This is a genomic window from Novosphingobium sp. PhB57 (assembly GCF_004342985.1).
GTDB lineage: Bacteria > Pseudomonadota > Alphaproteobacteria > Sphingomonadales > Sphingomonadaceae > Novosphingobium.
The window spans coordinates 1-18,703 of record NZ_SMBO01000017.1 but is presented as its reverse complement, the minus strand read 5'-3'; the positions used below and the strand labels follow the sequence as shown (position 1 = coordinate 18,703).

At 67.2% G+C, this 18,703-nt stretch carries 14 protein-coding genes, 1 tRNA gene, 1 pseudogene and 1 riboswitch; of the genes and pseudogenes, 8 read left to right on the top strand and 8 right to left on the bottom strand.

All coding sequences use genetic code 11. The annotated features are described in order from the left end of the window. Positions 1 to 175: 175 nt before the first annotated feature. From EDF58_RS24180 to EDF58_RS24170, 3 genes are all read left to right on the top strand, one after another. Complete coding sequence (locus EDF58_RS24180) at positions 176 to 2,266, top strand: AsmA family protein (protein ID WP_132270178.1); 2,091 nt, start codon at positions 176 to 178, stop codon at positions 2,264 to 2,266. A 146-nt stretch (positions 2,267 to 2,412) separates the two neighbouring features. Continuing rightward, positions 2,413 to 2,657, top strand: a riboswitch (cobalamin riboswitch). Between the two features lie 198 nt (positions 2,658 to 2,855). Then, complete coding sequence (locus tag EDF58_RS24175; protein WP_132270176.1) at positions 2,856 to 4,913, top strand: TonB-dependent receptor; 2,058 nt, start codon at positions 2,856 to 2,858, stop codon at positions 4,911 to 4,913. 4 nt (positions 4,914 to 4,917) lie between these two features. Then, entirely contained in the window at positions 4,918 to 6,501 is a 1,584-nt protein-coding gene (locus EDF58_RS24170) for a peptidase (protein ID WP_347812912.1), read from the top strand. Here EDF58_RS24170 and EDF58_RS24165 read toward each other — a convergent pair. Beyond that, entirely contained in the window at positions 6,467 to 7,411 is a 945-nt protein-coding gene (locus EDF58_RS24165) for a 3',5'-cyclic-nucleotide phosphodiesterase (RefSeq protein WP_132270218.1), read from the bottom strand. The genes EDF58_RS24170 and EDF58_RS24165 overlap by 35 nt on opposite strands. Before the next feature lie 256 nt (positions 7,412 to 7,667). Here EDF58_RS24165 and EDF58_RS24160 point away from each other — a divergent pair, with 256 nt between their 5' ends. Beyond that, the gene (locus tag EDF58_RS24160; protein ID WP_132270174.1) at positions 7,668 to 9,890 is read left to right on the top strand and encodes a TonB-dependent receptor; all 2,223 of its coding nucleotides are present in this window, start codon (positions 7,668 to 7,670) and stop codon (positions 9,888 to 9,890) included. Positions 9,891 to 9,987: 97 nt separating this feature from the next. Continuing rightward, the gene (locus tag EDF58_RS24155; protein WP_132270172.1) at positions 9,988 to 10,608 is read left to right on the top strand and encodes a TetR/AcrR family transcriptional regulator; all 621 of its coding nucleotides are present in this window, start codon (positions 9,988 to 9,990) and stop codon (positions 10,606 to 10,608) included. 36 nt (positions 10,609 to 10,644) lie between these two features. Here EDF58_RS24155 and EDF58_RS24150 read toward each other — a convergent pair whose 3' ends face one another. After that, complete coding sequence (locus EDF58_RS24150; RefSeq protein ID WP_132270171.1) at positions 10,645 to 11,007, bottom strand: PRC-barrel domain-containing protein; 363 nt, start codon at positions 11,005 to 11,007, stop codon at positions 10,645 to 10,647. A gap of 421 nt (positions 11,008 to 11,428) precedes the next feature. Here EDF58_RS24150 and EDF58_RS24145 point away from each other — a divergent pair, with 421 nt between their 5' ends. Then, positions 11,429 to 13,417, top strand: a complete 1,989-nt coding sequence (locus EDF58_RS24145; RefSeq protein ID WP_132270216.1) for a beta-N-acetylglucosaminidase domain-containing protein — start codon at positions 11,429 to 11,431, stop codon at positions 13,415 to 13,417. Positions 13,418 to 13,454: 37 nt separating this feature from the next. Here the strand turns inward: EDF58_RS24145 and EDF58_RS24140 are convergent, their stop codons facing one another. Continuing rightward, positions 13,455 to 14,258 (bottom strand): helix-turn-helix transcriptional regulator, encoded by an 804-nt coding sequence (locus EDF58_RS24140; protein WP_207913148.1) that lies wholly within the window; start codon positions 14,256 to 14,258, stop codon positions 13,455 to 13,457. 149 nt (positions 14,259 to 14,407) lie between these two features. On the opposite strand from EDF58_RS24140, the gene EDF58_RS24135 reads away from it, so the two are divergent. After that, entirely contained in the window at positions 14,408 to 15,103 is a 696-nt protein-coding gene (locus EDF58_RS24135) for a class I SAM-dependent methyltransferase (protein ID WP_132270167.1), read from the top strand. Then, positions 15,103 to 15,849 carry a siderophore-interacting protein gene (locus EDF58_RS24130; protein WP_132270166.1) on the top strand — a complete coding sequence of 249 codons (747 nt, stop codon included), beginning with the start codon at positions 15,103 to 15,105 and terminating at the stop codon, positions 15,847 to 15,849. Before EDF58_RS24135 ends, EDF58_RS24130 begins: the two co-directional genes overlap by 1 nt. Before the next feature lie 56 nt (positions 15,850 to 15,905). Here EDF58_RS24130 and EDF58_RS24125 read toward each other — a convergent pair whose 3' ends face one another. The 5 genes and pseudogenes from EDF58_RS24125 to EDF58_RS24105 form a co-directional block, all read right to left on the bottom strand. Next, positions 15,906 to 16,142: a tautomerase family protein gene (locus tag EDF58_RS24125; RefSeq protein ID WP_132270164.1), complete on the bottom strand. Its 237-nt coding sequence runs from the start codon at positions 16,140 to 16,142 to the stop codon at positions 15,906 to 15,908. A 4-nt stretch (positions 16,143 to 16,146) separates the two neighbouring features. Then, on the bottom strand, positions 16,147 to 16,557 hold the full coding sequence (locus tag EDF58_RS24120; RefSeq protein WP_132270162.1) for a cupin domain-containing protein: 411 nt from the start codon (positions 16,555 to 16,557) through the stop codon (positions 16,147 to 16,149). Positions 16,558 to 16,918: 361 nt separating this feature from the next. Then, positions 16,919 to 17,857: a magnesium transporter CorA family protein gene (locus EDF58_RS24115; RefSeq protein WP_132270161.1), complete on the bottom strand. Its 939-nt coding sequence runs from the start codon at positions 17,855 to 17,857 to the stop codon at positions 16,919 to 16,921. Positions 17,858 to 18,131: 274 nt separating this feature from the next. Then, positions 18,132 to 18,451 (bottom strand): annotated as a pseudogene (locus EDF58_RS26570) (IS3 family transposase); the annotation flags it as partial. A gap of 163 nt (positions 18,452 to 18,614) precedes the next feature. Beyond that, a tRNA-Met gene (locus tag EDF58_RS24105) sits at positions 18,615 to 18,691 on the bottom strand. Between the last annotated feature and the right edge of the window lie 12 nt (positions 18,692 to 18,703).

Here is an 18,703-nt window from a genome sequence, read left to right as displayed (position 1 = left end):
CCGGCGAAGGGTGCCACGAAGCTGACAGTTTTCGGCGCCTGCGCAACCATGCCAAGGTATGACGTGCCGTCCCCTCAGCGCCGCCCGATTGGGCTCTTTCGGGGATTTTTCGCCCGGACGTGCGGGACTTGCGCCTTGCCGGGAAACCAAACGGCCCGTCGGCGCTTAGGCCCACATGGATGCAGCGGCGCAGATCGATGTGCAGGACCATGCACGGGAAGAGACGGGGCATCGCCCCCCGGGCAAGCGGCCGGATCGCGCCCGTCTGCTGCGCATCCTACGCAATGTGCTGATCGCGATCGTCGCGCTGGTCTTCGCGGCCTGGCTGGTCCTCTTCATCACCAAGGGCCGGTTCCTGAAGCACCCCTTCGAACGCATTGCCAGCTCGGCCGCCGGGCGGCAGGTGCGGGTGGGCGGAGACTTCCAGCTCTACTTCGCACCGCTGCGCATCAAGTTCCTGGCTGACGGCCTGAGCGTCTCCAACCCGGAATGGGCGGGCCGCCCGCAGATGTTCGCCGCCCGCCATATCGAGGCGCGGATCGCCCCGCTTTCATTGCTGTTCGGCCGTCGTCACGTTCACACGCTGGACCTGCAGGGCGGCGCCGTGGACCTCGAATGGGACAAGGCCCATGGCCGCAACAGCTGGACTTTCGGCAGCGGCGGCGGGGGCAAGCCCTTCGAGTTCCCCCGGATCGACCGCGCCACCATATCGGACACCCGCGTCCGCTATCTCGACCCGCAGATGCCGCTGCTTGCCAATCTCGTGGTCGATCCCGTCACTTCCACCGATGCCAGGATCGGCAAGGCAGTCTCGCTGCGCGGCGACGGCACCTTGCGCAGCACCCCGTTCCGCGTGAGCGCCCGGCTGCTCTCTCCTGACGCCACCGTCAACCGCGGCAGCAACGCCCTGGAACTCACGGCCTGGGCGGCGAACAACCAGGTCGACGTCTCGGGCACCCTGCCTTCCATCGCCGATTTCGAGGACGTGCCGCTCAAGGTCCGCGCCCGCGGGCGCGACTTGTCCGAACTGCTGGGCATCATCGACGTCGCCATTCCGCAGACCCGCCGCTACGCACTGAAAGCGCAGCTGGTGAAGGACGGGGAGACCTATCGCTTCACCGGCATGACCGGCACCTTCGGCCAGTCCGACCTTTCGGGCAAGCTGACGGTGACCAATGCCGAGCGGCTGCGGCTGGATGCCGTGCTGGCGACCAGGCGGCTGGACATCGTCGATGCCGCGCCGTTCATCGGCTACAACCCGGACATCGTGGCATCGAAAGGCGCCGTGGCCGCAGCCGCCGCCACCGGCGCGGGCGCCCAGCGCGTCCTGCCGGACGCCGCCCTGCCCGTGGAGACGATGCAGCGCTTCGACGCCGGGCTTGACTGGAAGGTCGGCGTGGTCCGCTCGCGCAATGTGCCGGTGCAGAACATCGCCCTGAAGCTCTCGCTCGACCGGGGACGACTGGCCCTGTCGCCGCTGACGTTCTCGATGGCGCGCGGCGATGTCGCCTCGGATCTGGTGTTCGACACGCGTCAGCGCCCCTCGGCTGTAAGCTACGACATTCGCCTCAAGTCCACGCCGATGGGCCGTCTGCTGGCCGGCTACGGCGTGGTGGAATCAGGCACGACCGGCACGATCGGCGGCCGCATCAAGCTGGAAGGCCGCGGCGACACGATCCACGATTCGCTCGCTTCGGCATCGGGCCGGATCGCCTTCATCATGCCCCGCGGCACGTTCTGGACGCGCAACGTGCAGCTGGCCGAGCTGGACCTTGGCACGTTCGCCTCCAAGATGTTCGAGGGCAAGCTGAAGAAGCCCGTCCAGCTCAACTGCGGCCTGGTGGCCTTCACGGTGCGAGGCGGCACGGCGGCGGCCGACCCGATCCTGATCGACACGTCGAAGAACGTCATCACCGGGCGCGGCGGCTTCAGCTTCGACACCGAGGCGCTCGATATGGGCTTCCGCGCGGACGGCAAGAAGTTCAGCCTGTTTTCCGGGCAGTCGCCTGTCGGCATCGGCGGCCGCTTCGCCAAGCCCTCCCTCCAGGTGATCAGCCCGCAATTGCTCGGCCGCGCCGGAGTGGGTCTTGGACTGGCCGTGGCGGCGACGCCGGTGGCGGGCCTGCTTGCCTTCGTGGACGTGGGCGATGCCAAGTCCGCCGCCTGCGGCCCGGTGCTGTCGGGCGCCAATGCGCAGTCCCAGCGCACCGCCAAGGGCAAGCCGCGCGACGACGTCGGCTCCGGCCGTCCCGACAAGAACGACTGAGTTTCCTCCGCCGCGACAGCTCCGGCCGGAACGGACCTGAACCGGAACAGGCGCGCTCTGGCCGGCTTCGCCCACGCGAACACATCCCGCTTGCACAGGGCGCACGCCCCGGCTAGCTCATCGCGTCCGCCATTTCCGCAAGGAGGGCGGGCAATGATCGCGCTGGTGCCTCGAAAGAGGCTTAATAGGGAACACGGTGAGAGAGGCTTTCTCTTGAATCCGAGGCTGTCCCTGCAACTGTAAGCGGTGAGCGCGATGCACATCACGCGGCGGGGCAATGCCCCCTGCCGCAGCCACTGGGCCGGACGCTAAATCCTGCGAGGCCTGGGAAGGCCGTGCATCGAGCGATGACCCGTGAGCCAGGAGACCTGCCAGCGTACGGTCGCTCTTGCTTTGGTCCAGGGGATGGCCGGGGCACGGTGATTTTTCCGTCTGAGCGACGAACCAGCGGCAAGGGCCGCACGGTGCGCTGAGCGGTCGTCCCGAATCCGGGCGCCCGGCCGGTCGACGCGCCGGTCGTTCGCGGGCCTGGGTTCGCGAGTGGCAGACCCTTGCCAAAAGCTCGCTTGGCGCCCGGCAGGGGAATGAAATGAAGATCGCAACCGTTTCGCACGCGGCGCTTGCCGCGGCGCTGACTCTCGCCTGCGCCGCGCAGGCCCGGGCCGCGGATGGCGGGAAGGTCGAGGGCCGGAAGTTCGGGGGCCTGGAGGCCGATGCCGCAGAGGCGGATGGCCCTTCGATCGTCGTCACCGGGCAGAGCCTGGAAGAGACGCTGCCGCAGGAACTCTCCCGCTACGGCAACGACGTCGTCACCGTCGATGAACGGCAGATCCGCAACAGCGGCGCGGTGGACGTGACCAAGGCGCTCGACCAGGTACCCGGCCTCTACGTGCGCGGCCGCAATGGCCCGTTCACTTACGTCGACGTCTCGCTGCAGGGTTCGCGCACGCAGGACGTGCTCTGGACGATGGACGGCATCCGCCTCAACAACCGCCTTTATGGCAGCACCTCGCCCAACGACACGCTGCCCGCCAGCATGATCGAGCGGATCGAGGTCCTGCGCGGCGGAGAGAGCCTGTTCTACGGCACCCAGGCCTCGGCCGGAGTGATCAACGTGGTGACGCGCAGCTTTTCCGACGATCCGGGCGGCCAGGTCAATGCCTCGGTCGACAGCTGGGGCGGCACGACCCTGGACGGCTATGCGCGCGGCGCCCTGGGCGACCACCGCTTCGTGGCCTATGCCTCGCACAATCGCTCGGAAGGCTACCTGCCCTACAGCGCCTATCAGCCCAGCCTCACCGACCGGCACCTCGGCTACGACTTGTGGTCGGCCGGGCTCAAGTACCAGTACGCGCTGGCGCCGGATCTCGCGCTCAACGCGCAGTACCAGCATACCGAGGCGAAGCTCGACAACCTTGCCCCCACCCGCATTCGCGAGAGCCGCAACGACCGGAACGAGGAAGTGGCCAGCCTGCGGCTCGACTACACCGGCAGCGACAGTGTGCAGTTCTTCCTGAAAGGCTATTTCCACGACTGGAAGACCGCCTACATCCAGATCCGCAATTCGCTGCCCGGCCATCAGCCCCAGGTGATCTACCCGGCCGGCACCTTCTGGGGCTACCGCGACTGGGGCGGCAGCGCGGTGATGAAGCTGCATCTGCACCCCGGCCTGGAATACCTGCTGGGCTACGACTTCCAGAACTTCAGCGGCCGGGACGACGTGCTGCTGATCGCGCCGACCAGCGAGCAGGTCCACGCCGGGATCCTGCAGCTTCGCACCACCGACGAGATCTCGTCGAAGGGCCGCCTGGCGGCGGGCCTGCGCTACAATCGCACGGACGGCGCGCGCAAGACGATCTGGAACGTCTCGGGCCGCTACGACTTTGCCGAGGCGCTCTATCTGGAAGCCAATGGCGGCACCGCCTTCGTGCTTCCCGACGCCTCGCAGCTCTACGGCAACGACCCTTGCTGCGAGGTGGGCAATCCGAACCTCAGGGCCGAGCAGAGCCTTTCGCTCAACCTCTCGGCAGGCGGCATCCTGCCGCTGGGCGCGGCCTCGCTGGGCTGGAAGGCGACCTATTTCGACCGCCGCATCACGGACATGATCGACAGCGTCTACGACGATCCCGCCTTCCCCGGCGGCACTTACGCCAACCTCGACGGCAAGGTCCGCTCGCAAGGCGCGGAGCTGGAACTCGACGCGCGCTGGCCGGGCGGCTGGGGCATCTCGGCCAGCTACACATATGCCCGCGTGCGCGAAAAGGGCGCATCGACGCAGCTGGACCGCAACCCCAAGCAATATGCCAAGGCCGCCTTGTCCTATGCGCCCGAAGACAAGCCCTTCGGCGCGAGCCTCAACGCCAGCTGGATCGGCGATGTCTGGTCGACCGCATCCGGCGCGGGGCGGCGGAACTACGGCAACTACGCCCTGCTCGATGTCGGCGCCTATCTTTACGTCGATAGGGCGGCGCGGCGGAACCGCTTCGGCGTCAATATCGAGAACCTGCTCGACCGGCAATATGCCACGCGCGGCTACCTTTCGGCCGCGACCGACCAGGGCGTGCTCGATGGCAGCAACAGCCGCTTCCTCTATTTCAACCGGGGCGTGCCGCGCACGCTGCGGATGCAATATGGCCTGAGTTTCTGACGCCGTGGCCGCGCTCCAGCCTTCCAAGGCGCCCGGTAGCCTGCTGCCCCGCAGCTTGCTGCCGCGCCCCATCCTCGTCCTTCATCGCTGGCTCGGCGTCTTCGTCGGGCTGCTGATGACCCTCTGGTGCCTGTCGGGCTTCGTGATGATCTACGTGGACTATCCGAGGCTGGAGCCGGCAGCGCAGTTGCAGGGCCTGGCGCCGCTGCAACTGCCGCCCGGTCCGGTCTGGAACGATCCCACGTGGGAAGAGGCAGGCCTTGCGCCAGACCTGCCGATCGCCTCCGCGCGCGTCGAGATGATGGCCGGCCGCCCGGTCCTGCGGATCGTTTCCGCGGCCACCGGCGACCGCCCCATCGCGCAGATGCGGACCATGCCCGAAACCATCGACCTGGCCACAGGGCGGAAGCTGGCCCCGCCCGGGCGCGCCGACCTCGCCAGGATCGCGGCGGACTACGCCCGCGGCCATGCGATCGGCGGCGCAGCGCCCGCTCTGTCCGAAACCGGCATCGACCAGTGGACGGTGCAGACCTACCGGCGGAGCGCCCCGCTCTACCGCGCCGACTATGCCGATCCCGCCGGGACCGTGATCTACATCTCCGGCCGTTCGGGCGAGGTGGTGCAGGAGACCACCCGCTTCCAGCGCTTCTGGGGCTGGCTGGGCGCCGTGCCGCACTGGCTCTACCCCACGATCCTGCGGCAGGACGGCGCGCTGTGGAACCAGGTCGTGGTCTGGACCTCGCTCTCCGGCTGCTTCCTCACCGGCACCGGCATCTGGGCCGGTATCGCGCGGCTGCGGCGCAAGCGGGACGGGACTCTCGGCTCGCCCTACAAGGGCCTGTGGTGGTGGCACCACGTCTTCGGGCTGTTCTTCGGCCTGCTGACCCTGAGCTGGGTCGCGAGCGGCCTGTTTTCGATGAACCCCTGGGGCTTCCTCGATTCCTCGGCCGGCCCTGCCGAGGCCGGGCGGCTGGCCGGGCCGATGCACTGGCGCGATGTGCGCCAGGCGCTTTCCGCGCTCGGCGACCTGCCGCGCGGCGCGCGCCGGGTGGAGACCGCACCGCTCGGCGGGCGCACTTTCCTGCTGGTATCGAGCCTGCCCATATCGGACGGCGAAGTTTCATCGCAGCGCTTCGACGCTGCCGGAAAGCCCGCTCTCTTCGGCGAGGACGCGCTGCGCGCCGCGCTGTCGGGCAGGCCCTCGCTCGCCTCGCTCGAACTCCTGGAGGAAGAGGACGCCTACTACTATGGCCGCCGTTCCCCCGCGCCGCTTCCGGTCTGGCGCGCCGTTCTGGCCGATGCCGAGGCGACGCGCCTCTACATCGATCCGGTGAGCGGCCGGCTCCTGCGCGCTGTCGACCGTAACGGGCGCGGGTTCCGCTGGCTGCAGGACGGCCTGCACCGGCTGGACCTGCCGCTGCTGCGCCGGCGCCCGTGGTGGGACCTGGTGGTCCTGCCGCTGCTGGCCGCCGTCACGTTCGTCTGCGGCACCGGCACATGGATGGCCTGGAACAAGGTCCGCCGCGACGTGCGCCGCCTCTTCAGGATGGGGCTCAGAACGCCAGCGCGGCGCCCTGTTCGGCGATGACGTAGCGGACGGGCGGGCCGTCACCCTCGGCCAGCTGGCGGGTGATGGTCGAAGCGATCGCGGGGTCCCCGTCGACCGAGGGCTTGATATGGCCGATCACCACGGGCAGCCCCTTCATCGCCCCCGTCCCGCCCGACAGCTGCGCCAGCCGCGCCAGTTCGCGGTGCAGCCAGCGCGGGGTGAGGTGGCCGAACAGTTCGGCGTCCTTGCGCGGGTCGGGATAGGACGTCTCGACGATGATCGCGCGCAGATGCCCGGCGCGTACCAGCGGCGCCACGGCCTGCCAGAGCGCGTCGAGCCGGGTCGAATGCTCGACGGCATCGGGGCCGGTGTCCCCCATGCAGAGCAGCGCCTGCTCCCCTGCGCGGATGAGGAAGGCAGTGGACAGGGCGCCGCCGTGCGAAAGCGGAAATGCCGTGACGGTCAGGCCCGTCGCCGCGACCGGCACGGGCGCCGCGACGGGATCGAGATCCTGGTAATGATAGCGCGCCAGCAAGGGTGGCCGCCCGCGGTCGCCCATGTTGGGCCACGCGCTCCAGTTGAAGTAATCAGCCGCCAGCGCTGCATTCACTTCCGGCAGGGCCAGGATCGGCTTCGCGCTGTCGTCAGGCGAAACCATCACCAGGCCGGCGACATGGTCGAGATGCGGATGGGTGACGAGATAGGCGCCGATCCTGCGATGCAGCACCTCCCCGGCGCGGGTGCCGGCCGGAAATCCGCCCTTGGCGATGGCCACGCGGATGCCCGGAACCAGCGTGCCGGCATCGCAGGCGAGCCCCTGCTCCTGCCCCTTCCGGGCGATGTACCAGGCGGTCGTCGAACCTTCGACCACGCCGCCCGCCACGCCGAGCGGCACGACATCGAAGGCACGGGAATCGGCGCCGGCATCGGCAGACGCGCCTGCAGCCATCGTGAGTGCCGAGAGGGACAGACCGGCGGCCGCCGCGGAGCCGTACCGTCGCAAAAATGTCATAATTTCAATAAACATATGACCGGGTTACGATTTCTTGTGGATGCACGGAAGAAATTTATCGGAAATGTCACAATCGGGGGCTAAGGGCCGCGCTTCAAGGAAGAACGCCGGTGCGACCCCCTGTCCGCCAGACCACAAGGTCTCGCGGGCGCGGCGGCTCGTCAGCTACCGGCCGCGCGCAAGGGGTGCAACGATGAAGACGAAGACTTACTGGCTGGCCAGCGTGCCGGCACTTCTGGCCGGCGCGACGCCTGCTCTGGCCCAGACCGCGCCGGACAGCCTCGACGCTTCCGCCGACATCGTCGTCACCGCCCAGCGCCGCCCCGAAAACATCCGCGACGTGCCGATCGCTGTCTCGGTCCTCTCCGGAGACAAGATCAGCGCCATTGCCGAAGGCGGCGGCGACATTCTCTCGCTGGCCGGCCGCACGCCCAGCCTCTACGTCGAAAGCTCGAATGGCCGCTACGCCCCGCGCCTCTACATTCGCGGCCTCGGCAACGTGGACTTCGACTTCAACGCCTCCCAGCCGGTCTCGGTCGTGCTCGACGACGTGGTGCTGGAGAACGTCTACCTCAAGGGCTTCCCGATCTTCGACCTCGACAGCGTGGAAGTGCTCAAGGGCCCGCAAGGCACGCTGTTCGGCCGCAACACCCCGGCCGGCGTCGTCAAGATGGACACCCGCCGCCCCGGCGACCATGCCGAAGGCCAGGCGCAGTTCACCGTGGGCGAACTCGGCACGATCCGCGCCGAAGTGGGCGCGACCATCCCGGTTTCGAGCACCCTGTCGCTGCGCGTCGCCGGCCTTGCCAACCACCGCGAGGACTGGGTGAACAACGCCTATGACGCCTCCTTCACCAAGCCCGGCAAGGACCTTGGCGGCTTCGACGACATCGCCGGCCGCATCCACGCCCTGTGGAAGCCGGACGACCGCCTTTCGGTGCTGCTGACGCTCCAGGCCCGTTCCTATCGCGGCACCGGCACGCTCAACCGCGCCAACGTGCTGACCACTGGCTCGAACAAGCTCAACGACCGCTACGACCGCGACACCGTCTATTACGACGGCGGCCGCAACAACCCGCAGGCGCAGGACACCACCTCCGAGGCGCTGCATGTCGACTACGACCTTGGCGGCGCGACGCTGACCGCCATCGTCTCGGCCTATCAGGGCAGCAGCTCGGGCCGCGGCGACATCGACGGCGGCGTGCTCGGCACCACGGCGGGCAGCGGCTTCATTCCCTTCAATTCGGAAACCGGCACGCTCTCCAGCGACCTCGACCAGCAGACTTACGAAGTCCGCCTCGCCAGCAATGGCGATACCCGCTTCGGCTGGCAGGTCGGCGCGTTCTACTGGCGCGAGAAGTTCGAGCTGATCTCGGCCTCGTGGAACGGCACCGGCGGCATTAATCCCACGGTGATCTCCGAACTGCGCCAGAAGAGCGACAGCTGGTCGGTCTTCGGCCAGGTCCATTACGACGTGACCGACAGCCTGCGCCTGACCGGCGGCGCCCGCTGGACCCGCGACCAGCGCGACCTCGACGCCGCCCGCACCCTGGGCGCGCCTTTCGCGGATTCGCGCCATGTGGGCGACAAGCAGCCGAGCTGGGACGTCAGCGCGCTCTATAAAGTCAGCCCGCAGGTCAGCCTGTTCGGCCGCATCGCCCACGGCTATCGCGGTCCTTCGATCCAGGGCCGCATCGCCACCTCGAACATCCTGACGACGGCGGATTCGGAAACGATCACGTCTTATGAAGCCGGCATCAAGGCGGCCACGCCCGACAACCGCTTCCGCGTGGATCTGACCGGCTATATCTACGACCTGAAGGACCCGCAGTTCACCGCCATCGGCGGCCAGGGCAACTTCAACCAGCTCATCAACGCCAAGCGCGGCAAGGGCCGGGGCGTCGAATTCGAAGCCACCGCCAACCCGGTTCGCGGCCTTCAGTTCAACGGCGGCGTTTCCTACAACTTCACCAAGATCGACGACCCGGACCTGCTGGTCGCCTTCTGCGGTGCGGCCTGCACCGTGCGCGATCCCATCGTCAACGTCGGCACCACGCGCCGCGCCTCGATCAACGGCAATCCCTTCCCGCAGGCGCCGCGCTGGCTGTTCAACTTCAACGCCTCGTACACTTACGAGCTGGCGAGCGGCAGCAAGCTCTACGCCCAGACCGACTGGGTGGCGCAGAAGGACTTCAACCTGTTCCTTTACGACGCCACCGAATTCCACGTCGGCACGAACTTCGAAGGCGGTGCGCGCATCGGCTGGCGTTCGCCCTCCGACGCGGTGGACGTCTTCGTGTTCGGGCGGAACATCACCAACGAGTCGAACGTGATCGGCGCGATCGATTTCAACAACCTGACCGCCTTCGTGAACGACCCCCGCGTCCTGGGCGCCGGCGTCAACTTCCGCTTCTGACGATACCCGGCGGCCCTCTGCGGAGGGCCGCCGGATCGCACGGCCGAAGGCATATTCAACGCTGTTCATTTTAACGGCATTTGTTACATTGCCGCGCATGGGCAGACGGTCGGACCATAGCCGCAAGGAACTGGAACAGATGCTGATCGTGGAGGGGCACAAGCACCTCGCGGAAGTCGGCTTCGCGCGCTTTTCCGCAAGGGAAGTGGCCAAGCGGATCGGCTATTCGATCGGCACGCTCTACAACGTCTTCGGCACGTACGATCAGCTGCTGATCGCCATCAACACGCGGACCTTCGTGCTCTGGACGGACTACATCCGGCAGGCCCTGGCCAATGGCGCAGAGGATCGCATCCGCGTGCTGGTGGAAGGCTACTTCGGCTTCGCCCGCGCCAATCGCAATGCCTGGTTGGCGATCTACGACCATCATCTTCCGCCCGACGTCACGATCCCGCCCGAACAGGACGTTCTGCGCGGCGGCCTGACCGAAATGGTGGTGGACGAAGTGCGCGCCGTGCTGCCGCCTGCCTGCCAGACCGACGCCCCGCGCCTTGCCCGCTCGCTCGTGGCCACCGTCCACGGCCACTGCATGTTCGACCTCAACGGCTCCTTCGCGCTGATGGGCGAGCAGGAACCCGCCGCTCTCGCCCTGGCCCGCGTGCGCGAAAGCCTGGCGGCAGCCCGCTCCAGCGATGGAACGGTGCTGCCGGCGGCGTGATCGGGCCAAACTTGCCCAGCCGAACCGGAGCGCCGCCTAAGCGATCGGCCCCGGCGCGGTCCCGTAATAGCTCGACACGCGGTCGGCATAGGCCTGGTTGAACTCCGGCGCGTTGTTGGCCCAGCTCGGCCCGCCTTCCAGCACCCGCCGGTCGATCGTCACGATGTATTCGTCGTCCGTGGCGTCATAGGCCAGGACGCTGAAGGGCACCGGGTAGAAGCTCTTGTTGAACCCCAGGAACCCGCCCAGGCTGAGCACCGCGTAAGTCGATTGACCCGAACGCTTGTCCACCATGAAGGCCTTGATGTGCCCCAGGTTGTCGCCATCGCGCGAACGCACCTTGAGCCCGGTGGTGTCCGCCTCGACAAGCATAGGCGTGACTGCGGGGATTTCGGTCATGAATGTCTCCTTGTTTCGCCGCGAGTGCGTGCGGTCGGGCCGGTCGGCACAGTCCGGCCGCGAACCCGCTTCAGGCTCCCATCGCGGGCTGCGCGGCGCTGATGTCCCTGAGCCATGAAGCGTTCCTCGAATGCGGGAAGTCCGTTCTGAACGCGCGGTACACCCAGCCGTTCCGTCGCTTCCCTCCTCCACCTGCGCGTGAGATGGCCTGCGGAGAGGCCAGCGATGAGCGGAACGGGTCCGATGCCCCCGGAGCGACGGGATCGCCGGGGTGCAACGCGGGTCGCCCTCGGATTGGACCTAGGTTGGCGTTATCGCATCACGCGCCTCACCTTGCGCGGTCTTAATGGGTTGCGGCCAACCGCCAAAGCGATTAGCCATCTCCGATAATACCACTATGATACCGGGGAGAATGGGGTTGATGCAAGGTAACGGCAGCGCGGTCGCACGCTCGTCCATGATCCTGATGGCTGCGGGACTGGCCCTTTCGGCGAGCCCCGCCCTGGCCGGCACGGTGACCTTGCCTGTCGTGATCCCGGCCCCGACCTCGATCAAGCTGGCGGGCGGCGCCCTGACCCTGGGCACTTCGGTCGTCCTGGTGACAGCGCCCGGGGTCGATCCCGAGACCGTCGTGCTGCTTCGCAAGGTTCTATCGGCCGCCGGCGTGGAGACCATCACCACGGCGCGCAAGCTCCCTTCGGTTTTCCAGCAACCCTATATCGTGCTCGGAACGGGGGAGAACGCCCTCGTCCGCGATGCCTTGGCGCGCACCGGTGCCTCGCTCGACACGCATGCCGAAGGCTATACGATCGCCAGCCGCCCGATCGGCAGCGGCGGCCTGATCGCGCTGGCCGGCCGCGATGGCGACGGACTGTTCCACGCCGTGCAGACCTTTCGCCAGATCGCCGCACAGCCCGTCCTGCCCGCGCTCGTCATCCAGGACCATCCGGCAATGCCCATCCGCGGCACGATCGAGGGGTTCTACGGCGCGCCCTGGACCATGGCGGACAGAACCAGGCATCTCGATTTTCTCGCCAGCGTAAAAGCGAACACTTACGTCTACAGCCCCAAGGACGATCCCTTTGCGCGCGACCGCTGGCGAGAGCCCTACCCGGCCGAGACCCTGGCCGCGCTGGGCAAGCTGGCCGCGACGGCGCGGCGAAACCATGTGGACTTCGTCTACGCGATCTCCCCCGGACCGTCGGTCTGCTTCTCCGATCCGGCGGACCGCGAGGCGATGGAGCGAAAGCTCGATGCCCTGCGCACGATCGGCGTCCACAGTTTCTACGTGGCGCTCGACGATATCGAATACACCAAGTGGAATTGCGACCGGGACGCGGCTGCCTTCGGGCCTTCGGGGGCGGAAGCGGCCGGTGTCGCCCAGGCGGCCCTGCTCAACGCGGTGCAGGCGGACCTCCTGCGGAAGGACAAGGCATCGCGCCCGCTGATCATGGTGCCCACCGAATATTACGATGCGAAGGAAAGCCCGTACAAGGCCGCCCTGCGCAAGCATCTCGATCCCCGGGTCGTGGTGCAGTGGACCGGCACGGATGTGGTGCCTCCCGCCATCTCGATCCCGGATGCCCGCGCCGCGACCAAGGCCTTCGGCCGCAAGACGCTGCTCTGGGACAACTACCCCGTGAACGACTACGCCACCACGACCGGACGCCTGCTGCTGGCCCCTTATGCCCGCCGCGAGGCCGGGCTGTCCGAGGAACTGACCGGCATCCTGTCGAACCCGATGAACCAGGAGGCGCCCAGCCGCGTCGCCGTGACCGGCGTTGCCGCCTTCGGGTGGAACGACAAGGACTACGACGCCGATCGCACCTGGCGCGCCGCTGCCCGCGAACTGGCCGGCGGCGACGCGCAGGCCGCGGCCGCGCTCATGCTGTTCTTCGACACCCAGCACATGGCGCCGACGTTCGGCAGTCAGCCCTGGCAGGAGCAGGCGCCGGCCCTGAAAGCCGCGCTCGACCGGACGCGCGACGCCATCGCGCAGGGTGACGGTGCCGCGCGCCGCCTCGCCATCGCGGAGCTGGGGCGCCGGGCCGATGAGATCGCCGGCGCGCCCGACATCATCCGCTCGGGCACCGTCGATCCCGGCTTCGCCGAACAATCCCGCCCCTGGCTGGATGCCATGGTCCTCTGGGGCCGCGCGCTTCAGCTGACCGCTGCCGGCCTCGACGCGGCGGATCGGGGCAGCGAGGCGGCCTCCCGTTACTTCGCCGGCGCCCAGCGCCTTGCCACCGAAGCCGCTGCGATCCAGACCATTCCCGGCGCAACCCGGTTCGGCGGCCCGGTCAAGCTGGCCGACGGCGTCCTGGACCGGTTCATCGCCGATGCGCCGACCCTCATCGCGTCCGGGAAGCAGGACAGCGGTATGTCGGCAGAACGGCCCGTCGCCCCGTAAAGGGCATTAAGACTTTCCCCCCACTCGATTTGCAGGCTCACCCGGCATGGCGCTCGGCCATGTACCGGGCGGGCGAAGTCCCCAGCGTCTTGCGGAACATGGTCACGAAGCTCGGCACGCTCTCGTAGCCCAGGTCGGCGGCGACCTGCTGGATGGTGGCGCCGCCGGCCAGCCATTTGATCGCCAGGACGACACCCAACTGCCTGCGCCACTGCCCGAAGCTCATGCCGGTTTCGCGATGGACGATGCGCAGCATGGTCCGCTCGCTGAGCCCGGCGCACTTTGCCCAGCTCGCAACGGAGCCGCGATCCGAAGGCGCGGCGATCATCGCATCCATGATCCGGCGCAGGCGGCTGTCGCTGGGCATCGGCAGGTGGAGATCCTCCACGCGCGCCGCGGCGAGTTCGTCGAGGATGACCGAAACGAGCCGGGAATTGGCACCGCCCTCTTCGTAGAGATAACTGAGATGGGCAGCGCGCGCGAGCAGTTCGCGCAGCAGCGGCGTCACCGCCACGGCGCAGCTCGACTTGGGCAGCGCACCGCTCAGGGCGGGATCGACGAAGGCGCAATATCCCTCCAGCGCGCCCGTGATCCGGAAGGAATGCAAAGCGCCGCCGGGAATCCAGATCGCGCTGCGCGGAGGCACGATCCAGAGACCGCCCTCGACCTCGCAACTGATCGCCCCCCGCAGGACCAGCAGGATCTGACCTTTCCGATGCCGGTGAGGATCGAGTTCGAAGTCCTCCTCGTCCGTCATCGCCGCACCGAAGGCCACGATCGGCCGGGGGACGTCATCGGGCTCGACCCACTCCGTGACATCGGCGGGATTCAGAACCGGCACAGGCATGATCCCGGCTGCAACGCCGCATTGGCGGTATTGAATAACAACATGGCAAGCCTTCGTAATGACGCCACCCGGCTGCGTCCTTATCCCGGACGGCAGGCACCGTCGAGGCGCCTTCGTCCTCGCCCATCCCTGAAGGAACAGCCGTGAACACTCTGGACAGCCCGCGCGTGGCCGCGCTTCTCGAACGACTGCATGAGACCGCCGAGGCATCGGATCGCGAACACCTTGCGATGATGATGGCCAAGCTGAACGCCCCGGGCGCCACGATCGAGGAGGTCGTCAGGGAGCACCTGGCCGCGGAACGGCAGAACTATCCGGCCATCTACCAGAGCTATGCCGGGAACTTCCTGGCGATATCGCCGGAATTCGGCCGCTTCCTCTATGCCCTCGTCCGCGCGACCGGAGCGCGGCGCATCGTGGAATTCGGGACCTCGATGGGCATTTCCACCCTCTATCTCGCGGCCGGCCTGCGCGACAATGGCGGCGGGATCGTCATCGGCACCGAACTAGAGCCCGGCAAAGTCGCGAAAGCCCGTGACCATCTGGCCGAAGCCGGTCTGGACGACCTCGTCGAGATCCGGGAAGGCGACGCCTTGCAAACGCTGCGCGACACGGGCGGCGAGATCGACCTGGCCCTCATCGATGGCGCCATGTCGCTGTACCTGCCGGTTCTAAAGCTGATCGAACCCCGCTTGCGAACGGGGGCCGCGGTCATTGGCGAGAATGCCTTCGATCCTGCCTACCAGGCCTATATCCACGATCCGGCGAACGGCTATCTCTCGCAGCCGCTGCCGATCGGCGAGGGGCGCGGCAACGAATTCACCGTGAGGATTGCCTGATGGTCGAGGCCCACAGCGATCCCGCGGCGACCGAACGGAAGCCGGGCCGCATCGGCAAGGCCCTGATCGGGCTGCTCCTGAAGCGCGCCGCCATCGCCGCCAATACGCCGCTGGGCGAGCGCTTTCGCCTCGTCTCGCTGGAAGGTCCCGCGCTTCGGTCCGCGCGATGGGCGCCCGGTCAGAAAGTGCAGATCGCCATGGATTCCGCCTTCGTCGCGCGCACCTACACGCCGATGGACTGGGATGCCGATAGGGGCCGAATGCAGTTCCTGGGTTTTGCGCATGGCAGCGCGCCGGGCAGCCACTGGCTCCGGGAGGCCCGCGAAGGCGACGAGTGCCACCTGTTCGGCCCCCGTCCCTCGCTCGACTTGCGCCCCTTCGACGGCCCGATCGCGTTCTTTGGCGACGAAACCTCCCTCGGACTGGCCTGCGCGGCGGCGCGGCACGATCCCCGGCGGATCGTCTCGGGATATTTCGAAGTCGATGACGAGACGGAGAGCGCCGCCGTGGCCGACCATCTGAGCATAGGCGCAGTGCACATCTTCCAACGATCGGCCGACGATGCCCACCTTGCCGGCATGGAGGCGGCCCTTCCCGCGCTGGCCGGCGCGGGCCATGCCTTCGTCCTGACCGGCAAGGCCGGAACGGTGCAACGGCTGCGCCAGGCGCTGAAACGGCATGGCGTGCCGCCGGGCCGGATCAGGACCAAAGCCTATTGGGCACCCGGCAAAGTCGGGATGGATTGAGTGCGAAAGGCGCGAAGCCGGGCCATGAGCGCCGGCTTCGCGATACGCCGCGCGGCTCAGGAAGGTGGGTCGACATAGCCCGGCTGCTTCGACAGGCTCGGCCATTTGCCGAGAATGTCGGGCTTCACGACCTGGTCTTCCCAGTCATCGGCAGCGACCTCATCGAAACCGATGGAAATCGCTCCCTCGCCGTAGCCCAGATGGTCCATCACGCCTTGCGCGATAAAGTCGGACAGGGCCTGTTTCTGCTGTTCTGACTTGCTCGGCCACAGCTTCACGATGACATGCGGCATCGGCTCAATCCTTCGCCAGTGGCGCGAGATACTGCTCGTCAGTCACTTTCTCCATCCAGGTGACGGGGGTGCCGTTGACCACTTCCTGCACGGCGATATGGGTCATGCCCTCATGCGGCGTGGCGCCGTGCCAGTGCTTGTGCTCGGCGGGACACCAAAGGATGTCGCCGGCATGGAATTCCAGTTTGGCGCCGCCCTCGATCTGCGTCCAGCCTACGCCCTCGGTCACGATCAGCGTCTGCCCGGCCGGATGGCTATGCCAGGCCGTGCGCGCGCCCGGCTCGAAGTGCACGATGGCGCCGGACACGCGCGAGGGATCCTCGCGCTGGAACTGGCCGGTGATCGTGACCTTGCCGGTGAAATAGGCCTCGGGGCCTTCGACGGTCTTCATGTCTGCCTTGCGGGTGATATCCATGGGGCGAGTGCCTTCCTGAGCTTGAGCGGTGCAAACGGGCGCCGAGAGAGCCGCCATCCGATCATGCCGACCGCCCTTTTCGACGTTGCTGATGGCCGGCCCGCACGTGCGAACCGCCGGCTCCTCATCTAGGCGTTCCGGGCCGCCGCCATTAGCCCCGCCTCCGGCAACGCACCGATGAACAGGCCTCAGCAATGCGGCAGGCGGTGCCAAGCCTCTTCACCGCGCCGATGCCGCCGGGGCGCGCGGTTGTTGAACAAGACCACACGGAGCGTCACCCGGCCTGGCCTCGGAAAATCTCGACCGCTACCGCGATGCGCCGACAGGCCGGGCTGTAATGGCCGGGCCGCCCTTCCCAGGCCTAGATCCAACCGCGCCACTTGAACCACAGATAGGGAATGACGGTCGACAGCACGCAGAGCGCCAGCGCGAAGGGGTATCCCAGCGGCCAGTCCAGTTCGGGCATGAGCTTGAAATTCATGCCGTAGACGCCGACCACCATCACCGGCGGAATGCCTACGACCGAGGCCACTGTCAGCACTTTCACGACATCGTTCTGTTCGATGTTGATGAAGGCGGTAGCGGCATCCTGCTGGAGCTGGATCCGCCCGCCCAGGCTGGTCTCGAATTCGTCCAGCGAATTGATGTCATGGCGGATCGATTCGAATCTTTCGCGCAGGTTCTCGTCGAGCTTGGGCGTGCAGCGGTCCAGAACGAAGCTTATCATCCGGCCGATGCTCAGGAACGCGTAGCGAACGCGCGAGGCACGGTCGCTGGCCTGGCCCATATCCCTTATGATCTCCCGGATCTTTCGCGTTTCCTTGCGAAGGCCCGGTCGTGCCTCCTCCTCGAAGAACAGCGCCTGCGAAGCGCGGGAGAGAATTTCCGAAGCGTGCTCGAGATGGTCTGCCGCGCGGTCCACCACGTCCTCCAGCAACGTGATCAATACGCTCGGCGGAGTCAGGTCCGCGCTGTCCCGCAGTTGGCCGGCGACGGCGTCAAACGGTGCAAGGTCGGAATAGTGGACCGTTACGAGCACGTCCGGCGTAAGAATGAAGCCCGTGGGCGCCAGCTTCCAGTGATTTGTCGTGGTGCCGGCGATCAGGGGCGCGGTCATGTACAGGACATGGCCATCGACGCGCAGACGGCTCGAAGTCTCGATTTCCCGAAGCGTGTCCAGATCGGGGATACGTATGCCGTACCGTTTCTCGATCCGGGCCTTTTCGGCCTGGTCGGGCGACATCAGATCGATCCACGCGGCGCTGGCCTCCGTTTCGCTGCCAGGAAATGATCTCAGCACTTTGCTCTCCGCCCCGATATCGATTTCACCGTCCCGTCGTCCGGATCTCTTCCATGGCGATGTGACATGTGGCGGCTCCGAAGTCGATCCAGCGGTGCAGGAGAGGCGTGAAAATCGGATGTAAGGTTGCAAGGGTCGGAGCAGCCCTGTCTCTGCGCAAGCCGCTCGGAACGAAGCCCTGATCCCGGCCGTCTGTGCGAAATTGGATAAGTTCGGTCAGGGGCCAGAGGTTGAGCCGCTGCATGAAGTGAGCGCGATGCGCCGGCGTGCCACCGCCACGCGCCCGTTTTCCACCGCGACGGCGGCGGACCGACAGACCTTCTTCCCGGTACAGCCGGGAAAGTTTCTTGTGGTTCATCATCAATCCCGAGCGTTCGATCATGATGCCGATCCGGCGACAGCCCAAGCGTCGCCGCTTGCCGGCGACTTCACGGATGGTGGCCCGGATAGCGCTATGGTCTGGCGGACGTTTGCGCCGGACGGTCCTGGGATCGACGCCAATCAGGACAAAGGCGCGGCGCCGGTTTGGCGTCGTCAGACTTTTCTCAACAAGTCCGTCAGGATGATGTCGTCGAGCATGCAGTTCGGAAGGACGAGGTCCGGTTGCCGGGCGCGTCGGCGTAAAGCCAGTTTTACGCGCGAGGGAACATCCCTGCGGCGTGCTCCCCCTCTCGGGTTCTGCTGGCGCGTGTGCGGCGCCAAGGCGCGCGCATGCCTGGGCTGGGCTGTCGTGTGTGCGGATATGGGGGGTTGTTCATGGTTGCGGGGGCAGGATTTGAACCTGCGACCTTCAGGTTATGAGCCTGACGAGCTACCGGGCTGCTCCACCCCGCGTCACCATTGAGG

What these genes read in the sequence shown, in the direction of transcription:
- EDF58_RS24125 (WP_132270164.1), bottom strand. Translation starts at nt 16,142, where the DNA reads ATGCCGCATGTCATCGTGAAGCTGTGGCCGAGCAAGTCAGAACAGCAG.
- EDF58_RS24155 (WP_132270172.1), top strand. Translation starts at nt 9,988, where the DNA reads ATGGGCAGACGGTCGGACCATAGCCGCAAGGAACTGGAACAGATGCTG.
- EDF58_RS24165 (WP_132270218.1), bottom strand. Translation starts at nt 7,411, where the DNA reads ATGGCTGCAGGCGCGTCTGCCGATGCCGGCGCCGATTCCCGTGCCTTC.
- EDF58_RS24160 (WP_132270174.1), top strand. Translation starts at nt 7,668, where the DNA reads ATGAAGACGAAGACTTACTGGCTGGCCAGCGTGCCGGCACTTCTGGCC.
- EDF58_RS24150 (WP_132270171.1), bottom strand. Translation starts at nt 11,007, where the DNA reads ATGACCGAAATCCCCGCAGTCACGCCTATGCTTGTCGAGGCGGACACC.
- EDF58_RS24175 (WP_132270176.1), top strand. Translation starts at nt 2,856, where the DNA reads ATGAAGATCGCAACCGTTTCGCACGCGGCGCTTGCCGCGGCGCTGACT.
- EDF58_RS24120 (WP_132270162.1), bottom strand. Translation starts at nt 16,557, where the DNA reads ATGGATATCACCCGCAAGGCAGACATGAAGACCGTCGAAGGCCCCGAG.
- EDF58_RS24130 (WP_132270166.1), top strand. Translation starts at nt 15,103, where the DNA reads ATGGTCGAGGCCCACAGCGATCCCGCGGCGACCGAACGGAAGCCGGGC.
- EDF58_RS24180 (WP_132270178.1), top strand. Translation starts at nt 176, where the DNA reads ATGGATGCAGCGGCGCAGATCGATGTGCAGGACCATGCACGGGAAGAG.
- EDF58_RS24145 (WP_132270216.1), top strand. Translation starts at nt 11,429, where the DNA reads ATGCAAGGTAACGGCAGCGCGGTCGCACGCTCGTCCATGATCCTGATG.